Genomic DNA, 21,363 nt, shown 5'->3' with positions numbered 1-21,363 from the left:
CCGGCTTGGCGTTGATCAGGTCGTGCGGCATCACGGTGTCGATATCGACCGAGGACATGCGCTCCTTGATGGCGCGCTCCATCCGCAGCAGGCCGACGCGGTACTGGTTCTCCAGCAGTTCGCCGACGGAACGGACCCGGCGGTTGCCCAGGTTGTCGATGTCGTCGATCTCGCCCTGGCCGTCCTTCAGGCCGACGAGGATCTGCAGCACCTTGAGAACGTCTTCCTTGCGCAGCACGCGGATCTCGTCCGAGACCTCGGGGCTCTCCAGACGCATGTTCATCTTGACCCGGCCGACGGCCGACAGGTCGTAGCGCTCGCTGTCGAAGAACAGCGAGTTGAACATGGCTTCGGCGGCCTCCGGGGTCGGCGGCTCGCCCGGACGCATCACGCGGTAGACGTCGAATAGAGCGTCCTCGCGGCCGGTGTTCTTGTCGATGCGCAGGGTGTTGCGCATATAGGCGCCGACCGTGACGTGGTCGATGTCCAGCACGTCGATGGTGGTGAAGCCGTGGCTCTCCAGCAGTTCGATGGTCGGCTGGTCCAGCTCGTCGCCGGCCTCGGCGTAGATTTCGCCGGTCTCGTAGTTGACGGCGTCGGCGGCCAGATACTTGCCCAGCAGGGCGTCGGCGGCCAGCGACAGCGAGGTGGTCGTGTCGCTCAGCTTCTTGGCCTGGCGGGCGCTGATCTTGGTGCCGGCGGCGGCGATCACTTCACCGGTGTCGGCGTCGACCAGGTCGAATTCCGGCTTCACCCCGCGCCAGCGCTCGGCCTTGTACGGCGTGACCCAGCCTTCGCCGCGCTTCTCGTAGGGCACGGTCTCGTAGAAGGTCTTGAGGATTTCCTCGCCGTCCATGCCCAGACCCATCAGGAAGGTCGTGGCCGGCAGCTTCCGGCGGCGGTCGATGCGGACGTAGACGATGTCCTTGGCGTCGAACTCGAAGTCGAGCCAGGAACCGCGGTACGGGATCACGCGGGCGGCGAACAGCAGCTTGCCCGAGCTGTGCGTCTTGCCCTTGTCGTGATCGAAGAAGACGCCCGGCGAACGGTGCATCTGGGACACGATCACCCGCTCGGTCCCGTTGACGATGAAGGTGCCCTTGTCGGTCATGAGCGGGATATCGCCCATGTAGACGTCCTGCTCCTTGATATCCTTGACCGAGCGCGCGCCCGTTTCCTCGTCGGATTCAAAGACGATCAGGCGCAGCTTGACCTTCAGCGGCGCGGCATAGGTCATGTCGCGCTGGATGCACTCCTCGACGTCGTACTTCGGGTCCTCGAACTCGTAGGAGACGTATTCCAGGATGGCGCGTTCGTTGAAATCCTTGATCGGGAAGACCGACTTGAACACCGCCTCGATGCCCTGGTCCTTGCGCGGGCCCGAGCGGACCTCGCGCTGCAGGAACTGCTCGTAGGAGGCGCGCTGAACCTCGATCAGGTTCGGCATCTGCACCGCTTCGGGGATACGCCCGAAGGAGTGGCGGATGCGCTTCTTGCCAGTGAACGAGGTGGCGGTGAGGAACTGACCGTTGACGGTGAGCTCCGCTTTCGACTTGGCCATTCTGTCTTCCCAATGCGGCAGGCCGGGCAGCCTGCTCAATGCAGCAGCCACGGCTCCGCCATTCCGGCGACCCGTGACCATCGGTTTCGGCGTCCACCCTCGGGCCTTGCGGTCCCAGGACGCCTGAATTGTAGGGCTCCCTTGGGAAGGAGCGCGCCTTCGCACCGGTCGGAGGGCGACAAACCGGGCCTCGGCGCTTTCGCGCGTATCTCTCACGGAGTTAGCGGAGCGGGCTGATATACTCGCTTTGACGGCGAAATAAAGACCGTCGGTTGCGTTTTTCCGGGAACGCCGATGGGCGGCCGCCCCGCCCGCCCATTGCTTTGCGGCATCGGGGTAAATAGCGTCGCCGCATGACTCGCATCGCGCTCGCGGCCGCCGCCGCCCTGACCCTGTCCGCCTGCGCCTCGGCCGGGCCGAACCCCTACGATTTCTCGGGGCCCGCGACCCAGGCCAACTGGGACGCCGGCAACGCCGCCTACCTGACCTGGAACGCCGCCCGCGGCGGTTGGACGACGACCGCGTCGGGCCTGCAATACCGCCGCGTCGGCCCGGCCAAGCCTTCCGGCCGCCAGCCCGCCTCGACCGACACGGTCAAGGTCCACTACCGCGGGACCTTCGTCGACGGGCGCGAGTTCGACAGCAGCTACGCCCGCAACGAGCCGGCGGAGTTTCCGCTCAACCGGGTGATCAAGGGCTGGACCGAGGGGGTCGGCCTGATGCGCGAGGGCGAGACGTTCGAGTTCGTGATTCCGGCCGCGCTCGGCTACGGCGACCGCTGGGTCGGCGGCGATGAACTGCCGCCCAATTCGACCCTTCGGTTCACGGTCGAGCTGCTGGAAGTGAAGCCGGCGGGCTGACCGGTTTGTCCCTGCCGATTTTGTCCTCATCGAGAGGACAAGGGCGGGACAGGCGGGGACAGGACCGGGACAGGCGTGACTTGAATACATGGGCAGGACCCGGGGCCGGATCCGGGCCTGGGAACCGCCAACATGACAGGGATTTAATCCGGCGAGCGGGCGCGGCGCACTAGCGTGCCCTCGAACCTCATTGACCGAGAGCCTCCGATGATGCGTCCCGCCCGACTGATCGCCTCCGCCTGCGCCGCCGCGCTTCTGTTTGGTTCGGTCCCCGCGCTGGCGCAGGTCGGAACCCCGGCGCTGGACTGGGCCCTGGTCCCGATCCCCGCCCCGCGCGACGCGCCCTATCCCGGCGTGATCTCGCTTGAGATGGACGCCACCGACATCGACCGGCGCATCGTTTCGGTGAAACAGACCATCCCGGTGGCCGCCCCGGGACCGTTGATCCTGCTCTATCCCGAGTGGATCCCCGGCAACCACGGCCCGGTGGGCCCGGTCGACGACATCGCCGACCTGAGGATCACCGCCAACGGCCAGCCGCTGCGCTGGGTGCGCCACACCGTCCACACCAACGGCTTCCAGATCGAGGTCCCGGCCGGCGCGACCTCGATCGAGGCGTCGTTCAAATGGCTGACGCCGATCGACGGCAGCCAGGGCCGCGTGGTCATCACCGACGACATGCTGAACATCCAGTGGGAGAAGGCCCTGCTCTATCCGGCGGGCTACTATTCCAGCCAGATCACCTTCCGGCCGACCCTGCGCCTACCCGAGGGCTGGCAGTACGGCACGGCGCTGGACACCGAGAGCTTCCGGAACGGCGTCGCGACCTTCGCGCCCATCAGCCTCGAGCATTTCGCCGACAGCCCGGTGTTCGCCGGCCGCCACTATCGCCAGATTGATCTTGATCCGGGCGGCCGCTCGCCCGTGCGGCTGAACATCGTCGCCGACAGCGCCGCCATGCTGGCCGCCACCGACGAGCACATCGAACTGCACCGCAACCTTATCGATCAGGCCGACCGCCTGTACGGCGCACGGCACTTCAACCACTACGACTTCCTGCTGGCGGTGAGCGACAAGCTGGGCGGCATCGGGCTGGAGCACCACCGCTCGTCGGAAAACAGCGTCGACACCGACTATTTCACCGACCGGACCGGGACGATCGGGGACCGCGACCTGCTGGGTCACGAATACACCCACTCCTGGAACGGCAAATGGCGTCGCCCGGCCGACCAGCTGACCCCGACCCTGAACGAACCGATGCAGAACTCGCTGCTGTGGGTCTATGAGGGACAGACCCAGTACTGGGGGCAGGTGCTGACCACCCGCGCCGGCCTGCTGACAAAGGAGCAGGAACTGGGCTCGATGGCCATGACCGCCGCCACCTACGGTCTGAGCCCCGGCCGCGCATGGCGCGCCATGCAGGACACCACCAACGACCCGATCATCGCCCAGCGCCGGCCCCAGCCCTGGGGCAGCTTCCAGCGCAGCGAGGACTACTATTCCGAAGGCGCCCTGATCTGGCTGGACGCCGACACCTGGATCCGCGAGCAGTCGGGCGGTCGCCGGTCGCTGGACGATTTCGCCAAGGCCTTCTTCGGCGTCGAGGACGGGAACTGGGATCCGGCGCCCTACACCTTTGAAGACATCGTGCGGACCCTCAACGAGGTCCAGCCGAACGACTGGGCGACCTTCCTGCGGACGCGCCTGGACGCCGTCGGAGCTGACGCGCCCATGCCGCTGGACGGCATCGAGCGGGGCGGCTACCGCCTGGTCTTCAAGGAGGAGCCCAACGCCTATCAGAAGGCTCTCTACAGCGAGTACGAGCGCAATGACTTCCAGTACTCGCTGGGCATCGGCGTCAACAACGCCAACCGCATCTACAGCGTCCGCTGGGGCTCTCCCGCCTTCGAAGCCGGCCTGACGTCGGGCTGGGAGGTGGTGGCCGTGAATGGCCGCGCCGCCAGCGCGGAGGTCATCGCCGAGGCGATCACCGCCTCGAAAGGCAACTCGACCCCGATCGAGATGATGGTCAAGAAGGGCGAGCGCTTCCGGACCATCCGCTTCGATTATCACGACGGCCTGCGCTATCCGCATCTCGAGCGGATCGAGGGGACGCCCGACCGTCTGGGCGACATCCTCGCCCCCCGCCGCCGCTGATCGCGAGGAATGACCATGCTGAAATCCGCCGCCCTCGCCCTGCTCCTCGCCTCCGCCTCGGCGCCCGTACTGGCCCAGGTCCCTGCCTCGCAGGCGCAGACCCCGCTGCCGGCGCCGACCAGCCTGCCGCGCCCCCTCCCGCCGATCCCGGCGCCGCAGGACCGGGACTACCCCGGGACCATCGGCATCCGCGTCGACCTGACGGACCTGGCGCACAAGGTCATCCGGGTGCGCCAGACCGTGCCTGTCAGCGCCGGGCCCCTCGTTCTCCAGTATCCGAAATTCATCCCCGGCAACCACGCCGACACCGGACCGATCCAGCTGGTGTCCGGCCTGACCGTCATGGGCGGCGGCCGGCGCATCGAATGGGTGCGCGACACCGTCGATCCGCACGCCTTCCACCTTGAGATTCCGGCCGGGGTCGAAACCATCGAGGTCGATTTCGAATGGTTGACCCAGCCCGACAACGCCGTTTGGCGGGTGGTCATGACCGAGGAGATCGTCAACCTGCAGTGGGAGAAGGCCCTCCTCTACCCTGCCGGCTACGCCCATAGCCGCATCACTTTCGCGCCGTCGGTGGTGCTGCCCGAGGGCTGGAACTATGGCGTCGCCCTGGATACGGTTTCCCGCGAGGGGAATGTCGCGACCTTCGCCCCGATATCGCTGGAGCATCTGGCCGACAGCCCGATGTTCGCGGGGGCGCACTATCGCCGCCTCGACATCGATCCCGGCGGTCGTTCGCCGGTCCATCTGAACCTGGTCGGGGACACCGCCGCCTCGATCAACGCCGGGCCTGAGTGGGTCGCGAAATATGAGTCGCTGGTGGATCAGGCCGACCGCCTGTTCGGGGCCCGCCATTTCGACCGCTACGAGTTCCTGCTGGGCCTGACGTCGAAGCTGGGCGGCATCGGGCTGGAGCACCATCGCTCGTCAGAGAACACCGCCGCCCCGAACTTCTTCAGCACGGCCACCCCCTCATACGGCTCGCGCGGCCTGCTGCCCCACGAATATGTGCACAGCTGGAACGGCAAGTTCCGCCGTCCGTCGGACGAGTATGTGCCGAACCTCAACGTCCCGACCCAGAACAGCCTGATGTGGGTCTATGAGGGCCAGACCGAGTACTGGGGCGATGTTCTCACCGCCCGGTCCGGACTGGGAACGGTCGAGGAAGCCGTGGTCAATCTGGCCGAGGTGGCCGGCTTCTACGACCAGCAGCCGGGTCGTGAGTGGCGGGCGCTTCAGGACACGACCAACCACAACCTGCTGGGCTATCGGACCACCAATCCCTGGCCGTCATGGATGCGCGGGACGGGCGACTATTACCGCGAGGCGCTGCTGATCTGGCTGGACGCCGACACCCTGATCCGCGAGGCCACGCGCGACCGGAAGTCGCTGGATGACTTCTCGAGGGCCTTCTACGGCGTCGAGGACGGGGTCTGGGAGGCGCGGCCCTACACCTTCGGGGATGTGGTCGAGCATCTGAACGCCGTGCATCCCCACGACTGGGCGACCTTCCTGCGCACGCGGCTGGACGCCGTCGGGCCGGACGCCAAGGCCCCGCTGGACGGAATCGAGCGCGCCGGCTGGCGGCTGACGTACGTCGACGAACTGACCCCGCTGGAGAAGCGGATGATGAGCGGCTGGGGCGGCGACTTCCAGTATTCGCTGGGCTTCAACCTCGGCTCCGGCAACCGCATCACCGGCGTGCGCTGGGGCGGACCGGCCTTCGAGATGGGGCTGGGCGCGGGCTGGGAGCTGGTCGCCGTCGGCGACCGCACGGCCTCGGCCGAGGTCCTGCGCGAGGCGGTGACCGCGGCCAAGGGCGGAAGTGAGCCGATCGTGCTGGTGGTGAAGCGCGGCGATGAGTTCCGCACGCTGAGCTTCGACTACCACGGGGGCCTGCGCTATCCGCGCCTGGTCCGCATCCCCGGCACGCGCGACCGGCTGGCCGACATCTTCGCGCCGCGACGTCGCTGACAGACGGAAGGGGGCCCGGCCCCCTTCCCGTCCTTCTATTTCAGCAGGGCCAGCAGCGCCTCCGCCGCGCCTTCGGACGAGGCCGGATTCTGGCCCGTGACCAGTTTGCCGTCCGTCAGGACGTGCACGCCCCAATCCGCACCCTTCGAATACAGCCCGCCGTTGGCCGTGAGCATATCCTCAACGAGGAAGGGCACGACGTCGGTCAGGCCGACCGCCTCTTCCTCGCCGTTGGTGAAGCCTGTGACCTTGCGGCCCTTCACGAGGAACTCGCCATCGGGGCCCTTCACATGGCGCAGGGCCGCCGGGGCGTGGCACACCGCGCCGACCGGCTTGTCGGCCCGGGCGAAGGCCTCGATCAGCGCGATCGAAGCCGGGTCTTCGGCCAGGTCCCACAACGGGCCGTGTCCGCCGGGATAGAAGACGGCGTCGAAATCGTCCGCCGACACGTCCGACAGCGGGCGGGTGGAGGCCAGCGCGGCCTTCGCGGCCGCATCGTCCCTGAAGCGCCGGGTGGCGTCGGTCTGGGCGTCGGGCTCATCGCTCTTGGGATCCAGCGGCGGCTGCCCGCCTCTCGGCGAGGCCAGGGTGATCTCGGCCCCCGCATCCTTCAGCACATACCAGGGGGCGGCGAACTCCTCCAGCCAGAAGCCGGTCTTCTTGCCGGTGTCGCCGAGCGCGTCGTGTGACGTCAGGACCATCAGGATCTTCATGGGGAGGCCTTTCGGAAGCGGGGCGCGCGGCGCGGATGCGGCCGGCCCCGGCTATCGCCGAAACGAAAACAGGCCCGAAGGTTTCCCTTCGGGCCTGCGATTCCCGGACGCCGGAGCGCCCGTGCCTTGGTCGTTCTTACTTGATCTGGACCTTGGCGCCGGCTTCCGTCAGCTTCTTGGCGATTTCGTCGGCGTTCTGCTTGGAGACGTTCTCGACGACGTTCTGCGGAGCGCCTTCGACCAGGTCCTTGGCTTCCTTCAGGCCGAGGTCCGAACGGACGCCGCGGACTTCCTTGATGACGTTGATCTTCTTGTCGCCGCCGTCCAGCAGGACGACGGTGAACTCGGTCTGCTCTTCAGCAGCTTCGGCGGGGGCGGCGCCGCCACCACCGGCCGGCATGGCCATGGCCACCGGAGCAGCGGCGCTGACGCCCCACTTTTCTTCCAGCAGCTTGGACAGCTCGGCGGCTTCCAGAACGGTCAGCTTCGACAGGTCTTCAACGATTTTGGCGAGATCGGCCATGGGTAGGTTCCTTCGGAGGATTGGGTTTCAGTAGAGAGTTTGCAGAGATGAAAGAGGCGGGTCCGCTTACGCGGCGTCCTTCGTGGCGTAGGCGTTGAACACCCGGGCCAGTTGGCCGGCCGGGGCTTGCACGACGCCGGCGATCTTGGTCGCGGGAGCGTTGAGCAGGCCGAGCAGCGAAGCGCGGATCTGATCCAGCGACGGCAGTTTGGAGAGAACCTCCACGCCCTTCGCGTCCAGAACCTTCTCACCCATGAAGCCGCCCAGGACGACGAACTTGTCGTTGGCCTTGGCGTATTCAGCGGTGATCTTGGCGGCCGTCACCGCGTCATCGGCATAGGCGATGCCCACGGGACCCTTGAACAGGCCGTGGTAGTCGCTGCCTTCTTCGGCTTCGAGCGCCTTGAGCGCCAGGCGGTTCTTGACCACCTTGAACGTGCCGCCTTCCTTGCGGAGGCGTCCACGCAGGTCTTCCATATCCGCAACGGTCAGACCCAGGTTGTGGGTCACGACCACGGCGCCCGCGTCGGCGAAGACGCCCTTGAGCGTCTCGATCGACTCGGCTTTTTGAGCGCGGTCCATTGCGGTCTCCAGTCTGGTATTCGCCGCCGGGCTTATTCCCGACGACGGATTGGCCAAAGCGCGCCGCATCGCTGCGAAGCGTTCAGGCCGGTCGTAATGTCCGAAGGAAGCTCGAACCCCGTGCCCCCGGAAACCGGGTGACGGTGGTCGTCTGCATCCCCATCTCCCCACGGCGCCAGAGGGCTCTCTGGCATTTATGGCATGGGTGGCCCCCACGCCCCGAAGTTCTCGGACAGGACCGCCGCGGCGAAAAGCTGCGACGGAGAAGGCGCGCTCTATACACGGAACCGGCGGGAACTCAAGCCACGGCCCTTCACAGAGGCCGGGAAACGGCGTTCCCTCCGCCTCGGGGGAGGAATGACCATGAACCAGACGACGGACGCAACCGGCCGGGACAGCCTGAGGGAACAGCGCTCGCCGCTGCTGGGCCCGGTCCGCCTCGCCATCGGCCTGTTCCAGGGCGTCGCCCTCTGGTGGCTGTGGCGAAGCGCCGACGGGCGTCCGCTCGACTGGCCAGCCACCGAACCCCAGCTTTTCGGACCACTGGCGCTGGTGCTCGCCTTCATTCCGGTCGTGCTGCTGGCCGGCGTCGGCCGCATGCGGGTTCGGACCCTGGGGATCTGGAGCGTCGCGGCGACCGCGGTGCTGGCCCTGCTCGGCTGGCACGACATCGCGAGACAGAGCGCCGACACCCTCCGCTGGCCGCCCTTCCTGTCGTTTCCGTTCCCCGTGTTCGCGGCGACCGCCCTGTTCATCGGTCACCATCTGATCCTGCCCGCCGACATGCAGCGCCGGCGCAGCCCCGACTTCGCCGCCTATTTCGACACGGCATGGAAGGCGGGCGTGCAACTGGTGCTGTCGCTCGGATTCACCGGCGCCTTCTGGCTTCTGCTCTTCCTCGGAGCGGCGCTGTTCAATGTCATCGGCCTGAAATTCCTCGGCGACCTGATCGCCGAGGACTGGTTCGCCATCCCTGTCACCTGTCTCGTCTTCGCCGTCGCCGTGCACCTGACCGATGTGCGCGACGGCCTGATCCGCGGCGTCCGCACCGTGGCCCTGATGCTGCTTTCCTGGCTGCTGACGGTCCTTACAGTGCTGGTCGCGGGCTTCCTCATCGCCCTGCCCTTCACCGGTCTGGAGGGCCTGTGGGAGACCGGAAGCGCCACCGCCCTGGTGCTGTCGGCGGCGGGAGCGCTGATCATCCTGATCAACACGGCCTATCAGGACGGGCAGCCGGACAACCGCCCGCCCGCGGCGCTGCGGGTCACCGTGCAGGTGGCGGCGGTGTTGCTGACGCCGTTGATCGTCATCGCCTTTTGGGGACTGGCCCTGCGCATCGGCCAGTACGGCCTGACGCCCGACCGGATCATCGCCGCGGCCTGCGCCGTCGTCGGGGCCGCCTACGCCGCCGGCTACGCCTTCGCGGCCCTCGCCCCCCTGCGGCGGCCGGACCTCGGATGGATGCGGCCGCTGGAACGCACCAACGTCTGGACGGCAGGGCTGGAGATCGCGGTGATCCTGGCCCTGTTCAGTCCCCTGCTCGACCCGGCGCGGCTGTCCGTCGCCGACCAGATGGCGCGCCTGGAGCGTGGCGCGGTGACGCCAGACCGGTTCGACTACCGCTTCCTGCGCTTTGAAAGCGGCAAGGCTGGACAGGCGGCGCTGGCCCGTCTGGAGCGCTCCAGCGACGCTGGCGTCGCGCGGCGGGCCCGCAACGCCCGGGCGCTCGTCGACCGTTGGGAGGAGACCGACGAGGGCGCGCCGGATCGCCTGCCCCGGTTCGAGGTGGTTCCCGCCGGCGCGGTCCTGCCCCGGGACTTCGTCGCCAAGGTCCCGCCCAACGACAGTCGCGCGCGATGCGCCGCCCCCGGCGAATGCATCGCCAGCCCGGCGGACCTGAACGGCGATGATCGTCCGGAGGTGCTCGTGGCCAATCGGGCCGCGGTCCAGCTCTGGGTCCGCGAAGCGGCCGGTTGGCGATCCGTTGGAAGCTGGTCGCCGCGTTTCTGCCCGGGCCCGGGTGAGCGCGCCGACCTGCGCGACGCACTTCGGGAAGGGCGGGTTCGGCCGGCGACGCCGGTATGGCCCGACATGTTGATCGACGGCGAACGCGCCACGGTGCAGCTTGCCGAAGAGTGCGTACCGCCCGCTTATCCGCCGCGTTAACCCTGCGCTCACCACCCCGCACAACCCGATCTTCACCTTGTGCGGCCTAAAACGTCCCGGAATGAGCCAGTCCCGCTTCAACGAGGACCGGCCCCGACGTGATGATGAAGGGCGAGACCTGATGAGCCGGACCGTACTCGTGGTCGACGACGATCCCACCCAGCGCCGCCTGGCGCAGGCGGTGCTGGAGCGCGAGGGCTATGCCGTGGTCCACGCCGAGTCAGGCGGCGAGGCTATCGACCGCCTGACCCAGGGCGGCGGCGCCGACGTGGTGCTGCTGGACATGGTCATGCCGGGCATGAGCGGCATGGAGGCCCTGGCCGAGATACGCACCGCAGGGGTCACCACGCCGGTGATCGTGCTGACCGCCTCGGGGGGGGTCGACGCCGTGGTCAAGGCCATGCAGGCCGGGGCCCAGGACTTCTTCGTCAAGCCGGTCTCGGCCGAGCGCCTGCTGGTCGGCGTCCGCAACGCCCTGCAACTGACCCAGCTGACCGCCGAGGTCGGGCGGTTGAAGAAACACGTCACGGGCCGCACCTCGTTCGACGATCTGGTCGGCCAGAGCGCGCCGATGCGGATGGTCCGCTCACTGGGCCTGCGCGCGGCCAGGTCGGGCATCCCGGTGCTGATCACCGGCGAGAGCGGCGTCGGCAAGGAAGTCATCGCCCGCGCCCTGCACGGCGCCTCGGACCGGGGCGGGAAGCCGTTCGTGGCGGTCAACTGCGGCGCCCTGCCCGTCAATCTCGTGGAGTCGATCCTGTTCGGCCACGAGAAGGGCAGCTTCACCGGCGCCAGCGACAAGCATCTGGGCAAGTTCGCCGAGGCCAACGGCGGCACCCTGTTCCTGGACGAAATCGGCGAACTTCCGCTGGACATGCAGGTCAAGCTGCTGCGCGCCCTGCAGGAGGGCGAGATCGACCCCGTCGGCTCCAAGCGCCCGGTCAAGGTCGATGTACGCATCGTCTCGGCCACCAATCGCGACCTGGCCGAACAGGTGCGCGACGGACGCTTCCGCGAGGACCTGTTCTACCGCCTGAACGTCTTCCCGATCGAGGCCCCGGCCCTGCGCGACCGCCGCGAGGACATCCCGGCTCTGGTCGAGCATTTCGTGGCCCGCTTCAATGTCGAGGAAGGCAAACGGGTCGCCGGCTGCGCAGCCGAGACCCTGGCCCTGCTGTCGGCTTTCGACTGGCCCGGCAACGTCCGCCAGCTGGAAAACGCCGTCTACCGCGCCATCGTTCTGTCGGACTCGCCCTTCCTGCAGCCGCACGACTTCCCGGCCATCTCCGGCGTCGCCGCGCCCTTCCTGCCGGTGGAACACGTCGAGGGAGACGGTGAGGGGGTGCGAGGACCGTCGCCGGCGAATGCCGGCATGGATCTTCCGCCGCTTCCGGACACGCCGATCCGCATCCTCGACGAACGCGGCCATCTGCGCACGCTGGAGGAGATCGAGCGCGACCTGATCCAGCACGCGATCGAGGTCTACGCCGGTCATATGTCCGAGATCGCCCGTCGCCTCGGCATCGGCCGCTCCACCCTGTATCGCAAGGTTCGCGAGCAAGGCCTCGAGGGCGCCTTGAAGGAAGCCGGCTGAAGCTTTCCAGCCACGCCTCCGCAAAGCCCGCAACCTGAACGAAAGTTCACTGAAGGGCCGCAACGAAGCCATGCGACACGAATAGTGTCGCAACTCCCGGTTTCGTCAGTGAAACACGACGGAAACACCGGGGCGGCACGTTCAACGCCGTTGTCCTCCCCTTTCGGAATCCCGCATGCTGCTCGTGACCACCGCCCTGTCCGGCCTGATGGCCGGCGCGATCCAGACCGCGCCGACCCCGGTCGCCCCGCCCCCGCAACAGGCGCAGCAGCAACCCGCCCCCCAGGAAGCGGAACCCGCGGTTCCGACGACCACGGAAGAGGACGCCGGGGATGCAGTCGACCTCGGCACGGTCAACGTCTCGGGGTCCCGCCCGCGGGGCGGGGTCGACAGCGACATCCCGCCGGACCTGACGCTCAGCGCCGAGGAAATCCGGTCCTACGGCGCCTCCAGCATCTCCGAACTTCTAACCTATCTCGAGCCCGTCACCCGCAGCTCCCGGGGGTCCGGCGGCCAACCGGTCCTGCTGGTCAACGGCCGGCGCATTTCGGGCTTCCGGGAAATCCAGGGCATACCGCCCGAGGCCATCGAACGGGTCGACATCCTCCCCGAGGAGGTCGCGCTGGAATACGGCTATCGCGCCGACCAGCGCGTGGTGAACTTTGTCCTGAAGTCGGACTTCCGCTCGGTCACGGCAGAGGTCGAAGGCCGCGTTCCCACGGCCGGCGGCCGCACCGTCACCGAACTGGACGCCAATCTCCTGCGCATCTCCGGCAGCGAGCGCTGGTCCATGGAACTGGGCTATGAGCGCGGTACGCCCCTGTTTGAAAGCGAGCGCGATCTGATCCGGGAGGCCGGCTCCACGCCGTTCGACCTGATCGGCAACATCTCCGGACTTCCCTTCGGCGACGAGATCGATCCGGCGCTGTCGGGCCAGGTGGGAGAAACCGCCACCGTCGCCCCCATCCCGACCGCCGGCTTCACCCTGAACGATTTCGCGGCGGCTTATGGCGATCCGCGCACGGGGGACCTGGGGGCCTACCGCACCCTGATATCCGCCACCGAAAACTCCTCCGTCGGCGGCACGATCAAGACCGATCTCAATGACACCACCCAGGTGACCTTCAGCGGCAGCCTCGATGACAACAGCAGCCGCAGCTTCAACGGCCTGCCGGGCGTGGTTCTGACCCTGCCGGACGGCAACCCGTTCTCTCCCTTCGCCGACGACGTCCTGGTCTACCGGTATCTGGATGACGCCGCCGCGCTCGGTCGCCAGACCGATTCCCTGACCGGGCGGGTCGGCGTCCTGCTCGACGGCTTCCTCGGTGAGGACTGGCGCTGGACTCTCTCCGGCAACTACGACCGCGTAGAGACGGACACCGTCACCGGCCGCGGCTTCGGCGCAGCGCCATTCCAGGCCCGCCTCGACGCCGGCGATCCGGCGGCCAATCCTTTCGCCGCCCTGACGCGGGCCGCCTTCACCCGCAATCCCAACGATACCGCAAACTCGGTGTCGGAGGTTCTGTCGACCGAGCTGGTGCTGAACGGCGACGTCTGGGAGCTGCCGGCCGGCGGAATTTCCTCGACCATCAAATTCGGCGCCGACACCCGCTCGCTGGACTCGACCAGCGTGCGCTCGGGCGCGACCATCGAGCGCTCGCAGTCGCGCGACCGCTACAATGGCCAGGCCAGTTTCAACGTTCCGATCGCGAGCACCCGGGCCGAGGTCCTGCCGATGCTCGGCGACCTGTCGATCAACTTCAACGCCGGTTATGAGGACCTGTCGGACTTCGGCGGCCTGACCAGCCTCGGCATGGGACTCAACTGGACCCCGATCGAGCCGGTCTCCTTCCTCGTCAGCTACACCGACGAGCAGGGCGCGCCGTCGATCAGCCAGCTTAACGACCCGGTGATCTCGACCCCGAACGTTCCGGTGTTCGACTTCGCCACCGGGGAGACCGTTCTCATCAGCCGGGTCGAGGGCGGCAACCCCGATCTCGACGCCGAAAACCGCCGGGTCTGGAAGGCGGGGGTCACCCTTCGGCCGCTCAAGGAAGAGAACCTGAGCCTGAGTTCGACCTGGACCCGCAACGCCGTCGACGACTCGATCAACAGCTTCCCGACCATCACATCGGAACTGGAGACGGCCCTGCCCGGCCGCTTCACCCGCGATCCCGCCGGCAATCTGATTTCGATCGACGCGCGACCGTTGAACTTCGCCCGGGCCGAACGCGAGGACATCCGCACCGGCTTCAACTTCTCCAAGGCCTTCGGTCAGCCCACCGCCCCTGCTCCCGGCGCTCCGGGAGCCGCCGGCGGCCGGCCTGCCGGTGGCCCGATCGTGATAAGCGGCCCCATCGGCGACGGTCCTCGCCAGAGCGGTCCGGGCGGCGGGGGGCCCGGCGGCGGCGGCCCCATGATGCGGATGGGCGGCGGCGGCCGCGGCGGCGCCATGCAGCCGGGCCAGGGCCGCTACATGGTCTCGATCTATCACACCTACCGGCTGCAGGATGAGATCCTGATCGCTGACGGCCTGCCGATCCTCGACCTGCTGGACGGCGCCGCCACCTCCGGCCGCGGCGGCAGTCCGCGCCACGAAGTCCAGGCCAATCTGGGCGTGTTCAAGAGCGGCATGGGCGCCTTCCTCCGCGCCAACTGGACCGACAGCACCCGCGTCGACGGCGGAACCGGGCCGGATCTGAATTTCTCGGGCCGGACCACGGTCAATCTGAACCTGTTCGTCGATCTCGGCGCCCAGACCTCATGGGTCGAGAAATATTCCTGGCTGAAGGGCGCCCGACTGCAGCTCGGGGTCAACAACCTGTTCGACAGCCGCACCGAGGTGACGAGCAGCGCCGGCGACACGCCCCTGAACTATCAGCCGGACTTCCTCGATCCCGAGGGGCGCACGATCAGCCTGTCGCTGCGCAAGATCCTGTTCTGATCAGCCGTCCGACGGCCTGGGGGCCTTGCGCCCCCAGCGCCGCTTTGGCGCTTCGCCCTTCGCCTTGGCGGCGATTTCCTTGAGCTTTCGGCCCTGCATCGACGAAAGGGCCTGACCGGGCGCGCCCAGTTCGGGGTCGCCGAAGGCGCGGCCGTGGGTCTTCACCCGCTCCGATACGGAATCGAGGAACTCGCCTTCCCATTCAGACAGCGAAACGCCCGCCTTCTCGGCCGAGCGGCGGGCGCGTCTGAGGGCGTTGAGGGCGGCGCGCTGGGCCGCCTTGCGTTCAGCCTCGAACGGAGAGGGCGGCTTTTTCGCCGCCCTATCGCCGTGACGGCTGCTTGAGGGCGACTTCGAACCGCCCTTCCCTCCACCGAAGCCGGTTCGCTTCAGTGTCAGATCTCGCCGAGGGCGGACATGTAGAGGTCGAGGATGGCGTCCTCTTCCTGGCGCTTGGCCTTGTCCTGCTTGCGGATACGGATGACCTTGCGAAGGATCTTGACGTCGTAGCCCTCGCCCTTGGCCTCGGCGAAGACCTCCTTCATGTCGGCCATCACCGCCTGCTTGTCCTCTTCCAGCCGCTCCAGGCGCTCGATGATGGTGCGCAGCCGGCCTTGCGCGGCCGAGGTCAGGACGTCGGGGCTGGCGTCGAAGGAAGCGTCGTCGGCCACGGGCGGACTCCTGGAAAGCGGAAACGGAAAGAGGCCGGACGCTAACCACGCCTGTCCGGCCGGCTCAACATCGGGCACGAAAAAGGCCGCGGACAAAGCCCGCGACCTGTGGATAGCTGCGCTCAAGCAGCGGGCGACCGCGTCGCCCGCGTTAGCGCGCTAACTCAGCCCTGCTTCGCCTTGAAGCGCGGGTCGGTCTTGTTGATCACATAGACCACGCCCTTGCGGCGCACGACCTTGCAGTCGCGGTGGCGACCCTTGAGCGACTTGAGCGAGCTGCGGACCTTCATGGTCGTCGTCCTGAGGCAAAGCAAAACAGAAAAGCCGCGGGACGAACCTGCGGCGGAGCGGTGCGTATAGAGACGAGCGGCGCGGGCGTCAACCGGGTGCAGGCGTCTCACTTTCCGAGCTTTGCGGCCACGCCAGCCGGTCGTCGGCAGCGCCGTGCACGAAATCGATGGAGGCCTGGCCTCCGAGTCGAACGGAGGGTCTTCGGGCTTGCATGCCCGACGCGTCGCCCCTCCGCCACCAGGCCGTATCGGTCTCAGAGAGCCAGCGGTCTATGCGCCTTGACCGGTTACCCCGCCAAGGAGAATGAAGGTTAATGACGCCATTGAGGGAATCGTACGGCAACGCTTTCTCCATCCAGGCGCTTTAGGTCGCCGGGATGCGGGCCTGACTCGCGGACTTGTTATGAGGCGGCCGCCGCCGGGGAGACTAGCTTGCTCATCATGCGTTTCAGCCTTCGCCTCCTCCTCGTCGGAACAGTCGCCGCCTGCGCGCCCATGCTGCCGGAGCCGCCGGTGGGGGCCCCGCCCGCTCCCGCCCCGGTCCAGCCCGCGCCGGCGCCGACTCCCGCGCCGGGCGTCCCCGTCGCGCCGCCGGTCGATCAGGCCGGGTTCGACGGCTGGAAGCAGGGCTTCCTCGGCCGCCACGGCGGCGCGCGGCGCGCCGACTACGAACGGGAGCTGGCCGGGCTGACGCCCGATCCCTCCGTCGTCCGTCTCGACCGCAACCAGCCCGAGTTCAGCCGCCCCGCCGGGGCCTATATCCAGAATGCGGTCACCACGACGCGAATCGCCCAGGCGCGCCAGCGTACCGACCGGGTGCCGTGGTCGGTGGTCCAGCGCTACGGCGTGCCGTCGGAAATTCTCGTCGCCGTCTGGGCCCAGGAGTCCGCCTTCGGGCAGGTGCAGGGCGACTATGACGTGATCCGGTCGCTGGCGACACTGGCCTACGACGGCCGCCGCCGCGACTGGGCCGAGGCCCAGCTAAAAGACGCGCTGGACATCGTCGTCGACGGCCGCCGTGCGCGCGCCGGGCTGAAGGGCAGCTGGGCCGGGGCCATGGGCCAGACCCAGTTCATGCCCGACAACTATCTGCGCCTCGGGGTCGACGAGACCGGCGACGGCAAGGTCGATATCTGGGGTTCGGACGCCGACGCCCTCGCCTCGGCCGCCAACCTGCTGGCCCAGGCGGGCTGGAAGCGCGGCCAGACCTGGGGCTACGAGGTGCGCCTGCCTTCAAACTTCGACTATTCGGAAGCCGAGGGGCCGCGCCATCCGTGGTCGTACTGGGCGGGCAAGGGCGTGACCCTCGCCCACGGCGGCGCGCCCAACCCCGCCGAGGCGCGCGAGGAGGCCACCATCCTGCTGCCCCAGGGCGCGCGCGGTCCGGCCTTCCTCGCCCTGCCGAACCACTATGTCATCCGGCGCTACAACAACTCGGTCAGCTATGCGCTGGCGATCGGGCTTACGGCGGACGGGATCCAGGGACGGCCGGGGCTGGTCGGAACCTGGCCCGACGACGGCCCGCTGTCGCGCGACCAGCGCATCGGGGCCCAGCGGGCCCTTACGGCCATGGGCTATGACACCCAGGGCGTCGACGGCGTCATCGGGGCCAATACGCGCGCGGCCCTGCGCCGATGGCAGATGGCGACCGGACGGCTGGCGGACGGCTATCTGACCGCCGAACTCGCCGACGAGCTGATCCGCCGGGGCGGTTGAGTCCAGCCGTCAGGCGGCCTGGGCGCCGGGGCCGGCCAGGCCCTGCATGACCATCCGGTTGATGTCGATCAGGGCTTCGAAGTCGTCCTCGCCGCGCATCACGGCGGATGAGTGTTTGCTGACGAACAGGCTGATCGAAATGATCTGCGCCCGCAGGGACTTGTCCATGGCGTTGTCGGGACTCGCACAGTCGGTGGCCAGCGCCGACCACAGCCTGCGGTTCCAGTCGAGGGCGTCGATCCGTGTGGCGATGTCGCTATGATCCACGGTCGCGGCGTGCATCAGCGCCCGGGTCACCTGCCCGAACAGCCGATACTCCATCTCGCGTGGGTTTTCAGCCCGCGTCGCCGCGGTCTTGTACGCCTGAAGCGACATTCGCCAGACCTTCCTCGTAATCTACCAATTTTCGGGCGGCCATCAGCGCCTTGTAATACTCACGCGACATCACGTGCCGGGAGGCCGCGACACAGTCGGTCAGCACCTGCGGATTGCGGGTCGCGCTCATGAACTCGGTCAGACGCATCGCGAACTCGTCATAGAACTTCGGCGCCGCGCTCTCGTCGAGGTACATCATCATCACGGGGAAGTAGACGCGCTTCGCCGGGGAATTGACGTCCTCGGGCTGCATGATGTCCTTCTCACGCAGCACGCTGGCCTTGTTCTGGAGGATCAGCACGCCGCGCCGGTCGCCATTCTGGACCACAGCTCCATTGAGCACGAACTTCTCGCCAGGCTTTAGCGACAGCTTCAGCGGCATTCGGGGCGTCTCCTCACAGGCGCACGGCGACGTTAGGAAGCCGGGAACGAACGCAGGCTAAAGAGTCGTGGTTAACCATCCCTTTTGATCCCGCGGCGAAGGTCGCCGGGTCAGCGCAGGATCACCGTATGTCCGCCGTCGAGTTGTCGCCCGAACAGATCCACGCCTTCGCCCCCGCGGCCCAGGGCGCCGCCGGGAACTCCGCCTCCCCCGAAGCGATCCGCAAGCTTTCGCGCCAGCTCGCCAGCCCCAAACTGGGGGCCAAAACCCAGCGCAAGGCGCTGGACCGGCTGAAGTCCGCCCTGATGGCCATTCGCGCCGGCGATTTCGACCTCGGCGCCCGGCGCGCGCTCGACGCCCTGAATATGGATGAGACCAACGGGCTGGCCTGGCATGTGTTGGCCATCTGCCGTGAGAAGTCCGGCCAGTTCGGACAGGCGCTTCTGGCCTATGAGGCCGCCCTGAAGCTGCTGCCCAACGAGACCGACATCGCCCACGACCTCGGGCGGCTGGCGCAACTGATGGGCTATCTGGAGATCGCCGAGAAGCTGCTGCTGAAATACCTCGCCGCCGATCCCGGCCACGTCGAGGCGACCAACAATCTGGCCTGCGTGCAACGGGACCAGAAGCGCTATGGCGACGCCGTGGCGACCCTGCAGGCCATGCTCGCCATCGAGCCGGAATCGCCGTTGCTGTGGAACACGCTCGGCACGGTGCTCAGCGACCAGGGCGACATGGTCACGGCCCTGACCTTCTTCGAGGAGGCGCTGCGGCTGGACCCGGGTTTCGCCAAGGCGCGCTACAACCGCGCCAACGCCCGGCAGCCGCTGGGCGACGCGGACGGAGCGCTGGCGGACATCGAAGCGGCCCTGCCCGGCGCCGAGACGCCTTACGAGCGGGCGATGATGACCATGGCCCGGGCCATGCTGCTGATGACGCTGGGCCGCATTCCCGAGGGCTTCGAGGCCTATGAGATCCGGCTGGATCCGCATATGCCCGAGGCCATGCGGGTGGCGGTGAACGCCCCGCGCTGGGACCCGAAGACCGAGGACCTCCGCGGCAAGCGCCTGCTGATCGTCGGCGAACAGGGCCTCGCCGACGAGATGGTGTTCGGCGCCTGCATCGGTGACGTGATCGAGGCGGTGGGGCCGGAGGGCAAGGTCTATGTGGCGGTCGAGGCCCGCCTGATCGGCCTGTTCCAGAGAGCCTTCCCGGCCGCCGTCGTCGGCGCTCACAAGGCCGTGCGGCTGGAGGGCCGGATCACCCGCTTCGTTCCGTTCGCCGAGGAACTGGAGGGCGGCGTCGACGCCTGGTTCCCGATGGCCTCGCTGCTGGCGGTGTACCGCCCCTCGATCAGCGCCTTCCCCGACCATCGCGGCTATCTGGTTCCCGATCCGGAGAAGGTGGCCCGCTGGAAGGCGGAGCTGGAGGCGCTGGGGCCCGGACTGAAGGTCGGCCTGCACTGGAAGAGCCTGGTGCTGGATGGTTCGAGAGCGCGTTATTTCTCGAACTTCGAGCGCTGGAGGCCGGTGCTGACGACCCCGGGCGCTGTCATGGTCAACCTGCAGTGCGGCGACGTGACCGAGGATCTGGCCGCGGCGAAGGCGGCGGGGGTGTCGATCTGGACCCCGCCGATCAATCTGAAGGACGATCTGGAGGACGTGGCAGCCCTGTCGGTCGCGGTCGATCTGGTCATTGGCCCCGGCATCGCCGGCACCAATCTGGCGGCCGCCGTCGGCGCGACGACCTGGATGATCTCGGCCCCCGACGACTGGCACTATCTGGGTACGGACCGGTATCCCTTCTATCCGCACCTTCGCTACTTCCGCCGCGACAGCTTCTCGGAGTGGGACGCGACGATCGCCCGTATCCGGGCGGCGCTGGAGGAAGCGGTCGCGGCCGGGAACGCGCGCTGACGCAGGGGCGTTGATCTTCCGAACAGGGAGACACCCGATGCCCGGACCCGACGACTACTCCGACGACCAGGAACAGTCTGAAACCTTTGACGAAACCCACATCGACGATGAGGGCGACGGCGACATTCTGCTGGACGAGGCGGACCCGGTGCTGGACGTCACCCAGGCCGACGGAGACGCCGACGAGGAAGAGTTCGACGAAGACGCCATCGACGACATCGAGGAGCAGCTCGGCGCCTCGGGCATCGAGGCCGAGGCCGACGCCCTGCTGGGCGTCGATGGCGAGCGCCTGACCGAGATCGACGGCGAAAGCGCCAGCGCCGGCGGACCCGACGAGGTCGAGCTGGTCTATTCCGGCCTGATGCGGAACGCCCGCGGCGCCCAGGCCAGCGCGGCCCACTGGGAGGCCAAACGCCTGTCCGACGACGACATCTCCGATCTCGGCTACGGCCCCGACGGCGATGAAGATCACCCCTCGAGCTGAGGAGCCCGACATGAGCCCGACCCACAATCCCGACCACCAGCAGTCCCCGGCCGATGACGAGCCCTATGCCCGCAAGGCCCCGCGCGAGCAGGGAAAGCCCGACCAGCTGTGCGAGGAGGACCGCAAGGCCGAGAACCGGCAGGAAGCCTTGGTGGATGAGGGCGTCGAGGAGAGCTTCCCGGCCAGCGATCCGCCCTCGGTGAAGCGGATCACCTGACGCGGCGGCGAAGCCTAGCCTGATTGTCAAAGACCGGTCTCCCTCCCTGTCAGGGGGAGGGAGATGGCAGGCACGGCTCTGCGCCGCTTCTTCGGAAGCGGTTGGGGAGGGTGCGGGACAGCCGGGCCTCGCCCGGTTGAGAATGTGATTACCGTTTCGACGAGACAGGCTGCCCCGCGCGGCCGTTTTCCACACGCCCTCCGACTGGCGGCCCTGCGTCCGGGCCTTTGACGGA

Annotated in this window: 18 protein-coding genes, 1 tRNA gene and 1 pseudogene; 10 read left to right on the top strand and 10 right to left on the bottom strand. The window is 67.9% G+C overall.

Going from position 1 to position 21,363, the window contains the following annotated elements; all coding sequences use genetic code 11:
- Positions 1–1,561, bottom strand: a pseudogene (locus V6M45_RS13005) (DNA-directed RNA polymerase subunit beta); the annotation flags it as partial.
- Positions 1,562–1,914: 353 nt separating this feature from the next.
- Here V6M45_RS13005 and V6M45_RS13000 point away from each other — a divergent pair.
- From V6M45_RS13000 to V6M45_RS12990, 3 genes are all read left to right on the top strand, one after another.
- The gene (locus V6M45_RS13000; protein WP_332656958.1) at positions 1,915–2,421 is read left to right on the top strand and encodes an FKBP-type peptidyl-prolyl cis-trans isomerase; all 507 of its coding nucleotides are present in this window, start codon (positions 1,915–1,917) and stop codon (positions 2,419–2,421) included.
- Between the two features lie 210 nt (positions 2,422–2,631).
- A complete protein-coding gene (locus tag V6M45_RS12995) occupies positions 2,632–4,578 on the top strand; it encodes a M61 family metallopeptidase (RefSeq protein WP_442880592.1) in 1,947 nt (648 codons plus the stop codon).
- 15 nt (positions 4,579–4,593) lie between these two features.
- A complete protein-coding gene (locus V6M45_RS12990) occupies positions 4,594–6,555 on the top strand; it encodes a M61 family metallopeptidase (RefSeq protein WP_332656956.1) in 1,962 nt (653 codons plus the stop codon).
- Between the two features lie 35 nt (positions 6,556–6,590).
- Here the strand turns inward: V6M45_RS12990 and V6M45_RS12985 are convergent, their stop codons facing one another.
- From V6M45_RS12985 to rplJ, 3 genes are all read right to left on the bottom strand, one after another.
- Positions 6,591–7,268, bottom strand: coding sequence for a type 1 glutamine amidotransferase domain-containing protein (locus V6M45_RS12985; RefSeq protein ID WP_332656955.1), 678 nt, complete (start codon positions 7,266–7,268; stop codon positions 6,591–6,593).
- A 136-nt stretch (positions 7,269–7,404) separates the two neighbouring features.
- The gene (rplL, locus tag V6M45_RS12980; RefSeq protein WP_332656954.1) at positions 7,405–7,791 is read right to left on the bottom strand and encodes a 50S ribosomal protein L7/L12; all 387 of its coding nucleotides are present in this window, start codon (positions 7,789–7,791) and stop codon (positions 7,405–7,407) included.
- Positions 7,792–7,857: 66 nt separating this feature from the next.
- Positions 7,858–8,373: a 50S ribosomal protein L10 gene (gene rplJ / locus V6M45_RS12975; RefSeq protein WP_332656961.1), complete on the bottom strand. Its 516-nt coding sequence runs from the start codon at positions 8,371–8,373 to the stop codon at positions 7,858–7,860.
- Between the two features lie 363 nt (positions 8,374–8,736).
- Here rplJ and V6M45_RS12970 point away from each other — a divergent pair, with 363 nt between their 5' ends.
- The 3 genes from V6M45_RS12970 to V6M45_RS12960 all read left to right on the top strand — a co-directional run bounded on the left by V6M45_RS12970 (position 8,737) and on the right by V6M45_RS12960 (position 15,077).
- Positions 8,737–10,539 (top strand): DUF4153 domain-containing protein, encoded by a 1,803-nt coding sequence (locus tag V6M45_RS12970; RefSeq protein ID WP_332656953.1) that lies wholly within the window; start codon positions 8,737–8,739, stop codon positions 10,537–10,539.
- A gap of 121 nt (positions 10,540–10,660) precedes the next feature.
- Positions 10,661–12,133: a sigma-54-dependent transcriptional regulator gene (locus tag V6M45_RS12965; RefSeq protein WP_332656952.1), complete on the top strand. Its 1,473-nt coding sequence runs from the start codon at positions 10,661–10,663 to the stop codon at positions 12,131–12,133.
- Positions 12,134–12,308: 175 nt separating this feature from the next.
- The gene (locus tag V6M45_RS12960; RefSeq protein ID WP_332656951.1) at positions 12,309–15,077 is read left to right on the top strand and encodes a TonB-dependent receptor; all 2,769 of its coding nucleotides are present in this window, start codon (positions 12,309–12,311) and stop codon (positions 15,075–15,077) included.
- Here the strand turns inward: V6M45_RS12960 and V6M45_RS12955 are convergent, their stop codons facing one another.
- The 4 genes from V6M45_RS12955 to V6M45_RS12940 form a co-directional block, all read right to left on the bottom strand.
- Entirely contained in the window at positions 15,078–15,470 is a 393-nt protein-coding gene (locus V6M45_RS12955) for a hypothetical protein (RefSeq protein WP_332656960.1), read from the bottom strand.
- A gap of 2 nt (positions 15,471–15,472) precedes the next feature.
- Complete coding sequence (locus V6M45_RS12950) at positions 15,473–15,748, bottom strand: DUF2312 domain-containing protein (protein ID WP_324772585.1); 276 nt, start codon at positions 15,746–15,748, stop codon at positions 15,473–15,475.
- Positions 15,749–15,912: 164 nt separating this feature from the next.
- Entirely contained in the window at positions 15,913–16,038 is a 126-nt protein-coding gene (gene ykgO / locus V6M45_RS12945; RefSeq protein ID WP_168044709.1) for a type B 50S ribosomal protein L36, read from the bottom strand.
- A gap of 168 nt (positions 16,039–16,206) precedes the next feature.
- Positions 16,207–16,283 (bottom strand) — tRNA-Ala (locus tag V6M45_RS12940).
- A 196-nt stretch (positions 16,284–16,479) separates the two neighbouring features.
- Here V6M45_RS12940 and V6M45_RS12935 point away from each other — a divergent pair.
- Entirely contained in the window at positions 16,480–17,754 is a 1,275-nt protein-coding gene (locus V6M45_RS12935; protein WP_332656959.1) for a lytic murein transglycosylase, read from the top strand.
- Positions 17,755–17,763: 9 nt separating this feature from the next.
- On the opposite strand, the gene flaF is transcribed toward V6M45_RS12935, so the two are convergent.
- Together flaF and flbT are read right to left on the bottom strand one after the other, a co-directional pair.
- Positions 17,764–18,129 carry a flagellar biosynthesis regulator FlaF gene (gene flaF / locus V6M45_RS12930; RefSeq protein WP_332656950.1) on the bottom strand — a complete coding sequence of 122 codons (366 nt, stop codon included), beginning with the start codon at positions 18,127–18,129 and terminating at the stop codon, positions 17,764–17,766.
- Positions 18,089–18,511: a flagellar biosynthesis repressor FlbT gene (flbT, locus tag V6M45_RS12925; protein ID WP_332656949.1), complete on the bottom strand. Its 423-nt coding sequence runs from the start codon at positions 18,509–18,511 to the stop codon at positions 18,089–18,091. Before flbT ends, flaF begins: the two co-directional genes overlap by 41 nt.
- Positions 18,512–18,639: 128 nt before the next feature.
- On the opposite strand from flbT, the gene V6M45_RS12920 reads away from it, so the two are divergent.
- Genes V6M45_RS12920 through V6M45_RS12910 form a run of 3 tightly spaced genes read left to right on the top strand, consistent with a single transcriptional unit; the run spans position 18,640 to position 21,128 of the window.
- Entirely contained in the window at positions 18,640–20,427 is a 1,788-nt protein-coding gene (locus tag V6M45_RS12920) for a tetratricopeptide repeat protein (RefSeq protein WP_332656948.1), read from the top strand.
- Positions 20,428–20,464: 37 nt separating this feature from the next.
- The gene (locus V6M45_RS12915) at positions 20,465–20,911 is read left to right on the top strand and encodes a hypothetical protein (protein ID WP_332656947.1); all 447 of its coding nucleotides are present in this window, start codon (positions 20,465–20,467) and stop codon (positions 20,909–20,911) included.
- A 10-nt stretch (positions 20,912–20,921) separates the two neighbouring features.
- A complete protein-coding gene (locus V6M45_RS12910) occupies positions 20,922–21,128 on the top strand; it encodes a hypothetical protein (protein WP_332656946.1) in 207 nt (68 codons plus the stop codon).
- Positions 21,129–21,363: the final 235 nt, after the last annotated feature.

Origin of the sequence: Brevundimonas sp. (assembly GCF_036676055.1) — a bacterium.
Lineage (GTDB): Bacteria > Pseudomonadota > Alphaproteobacteria > Caulobacterales > Caulobacteraceae > Brevundimonas.
Note: the sequence above shows the minus strand (reverse complement) of the source record. Positions and strands in the feature narration are given on the sequence as shown.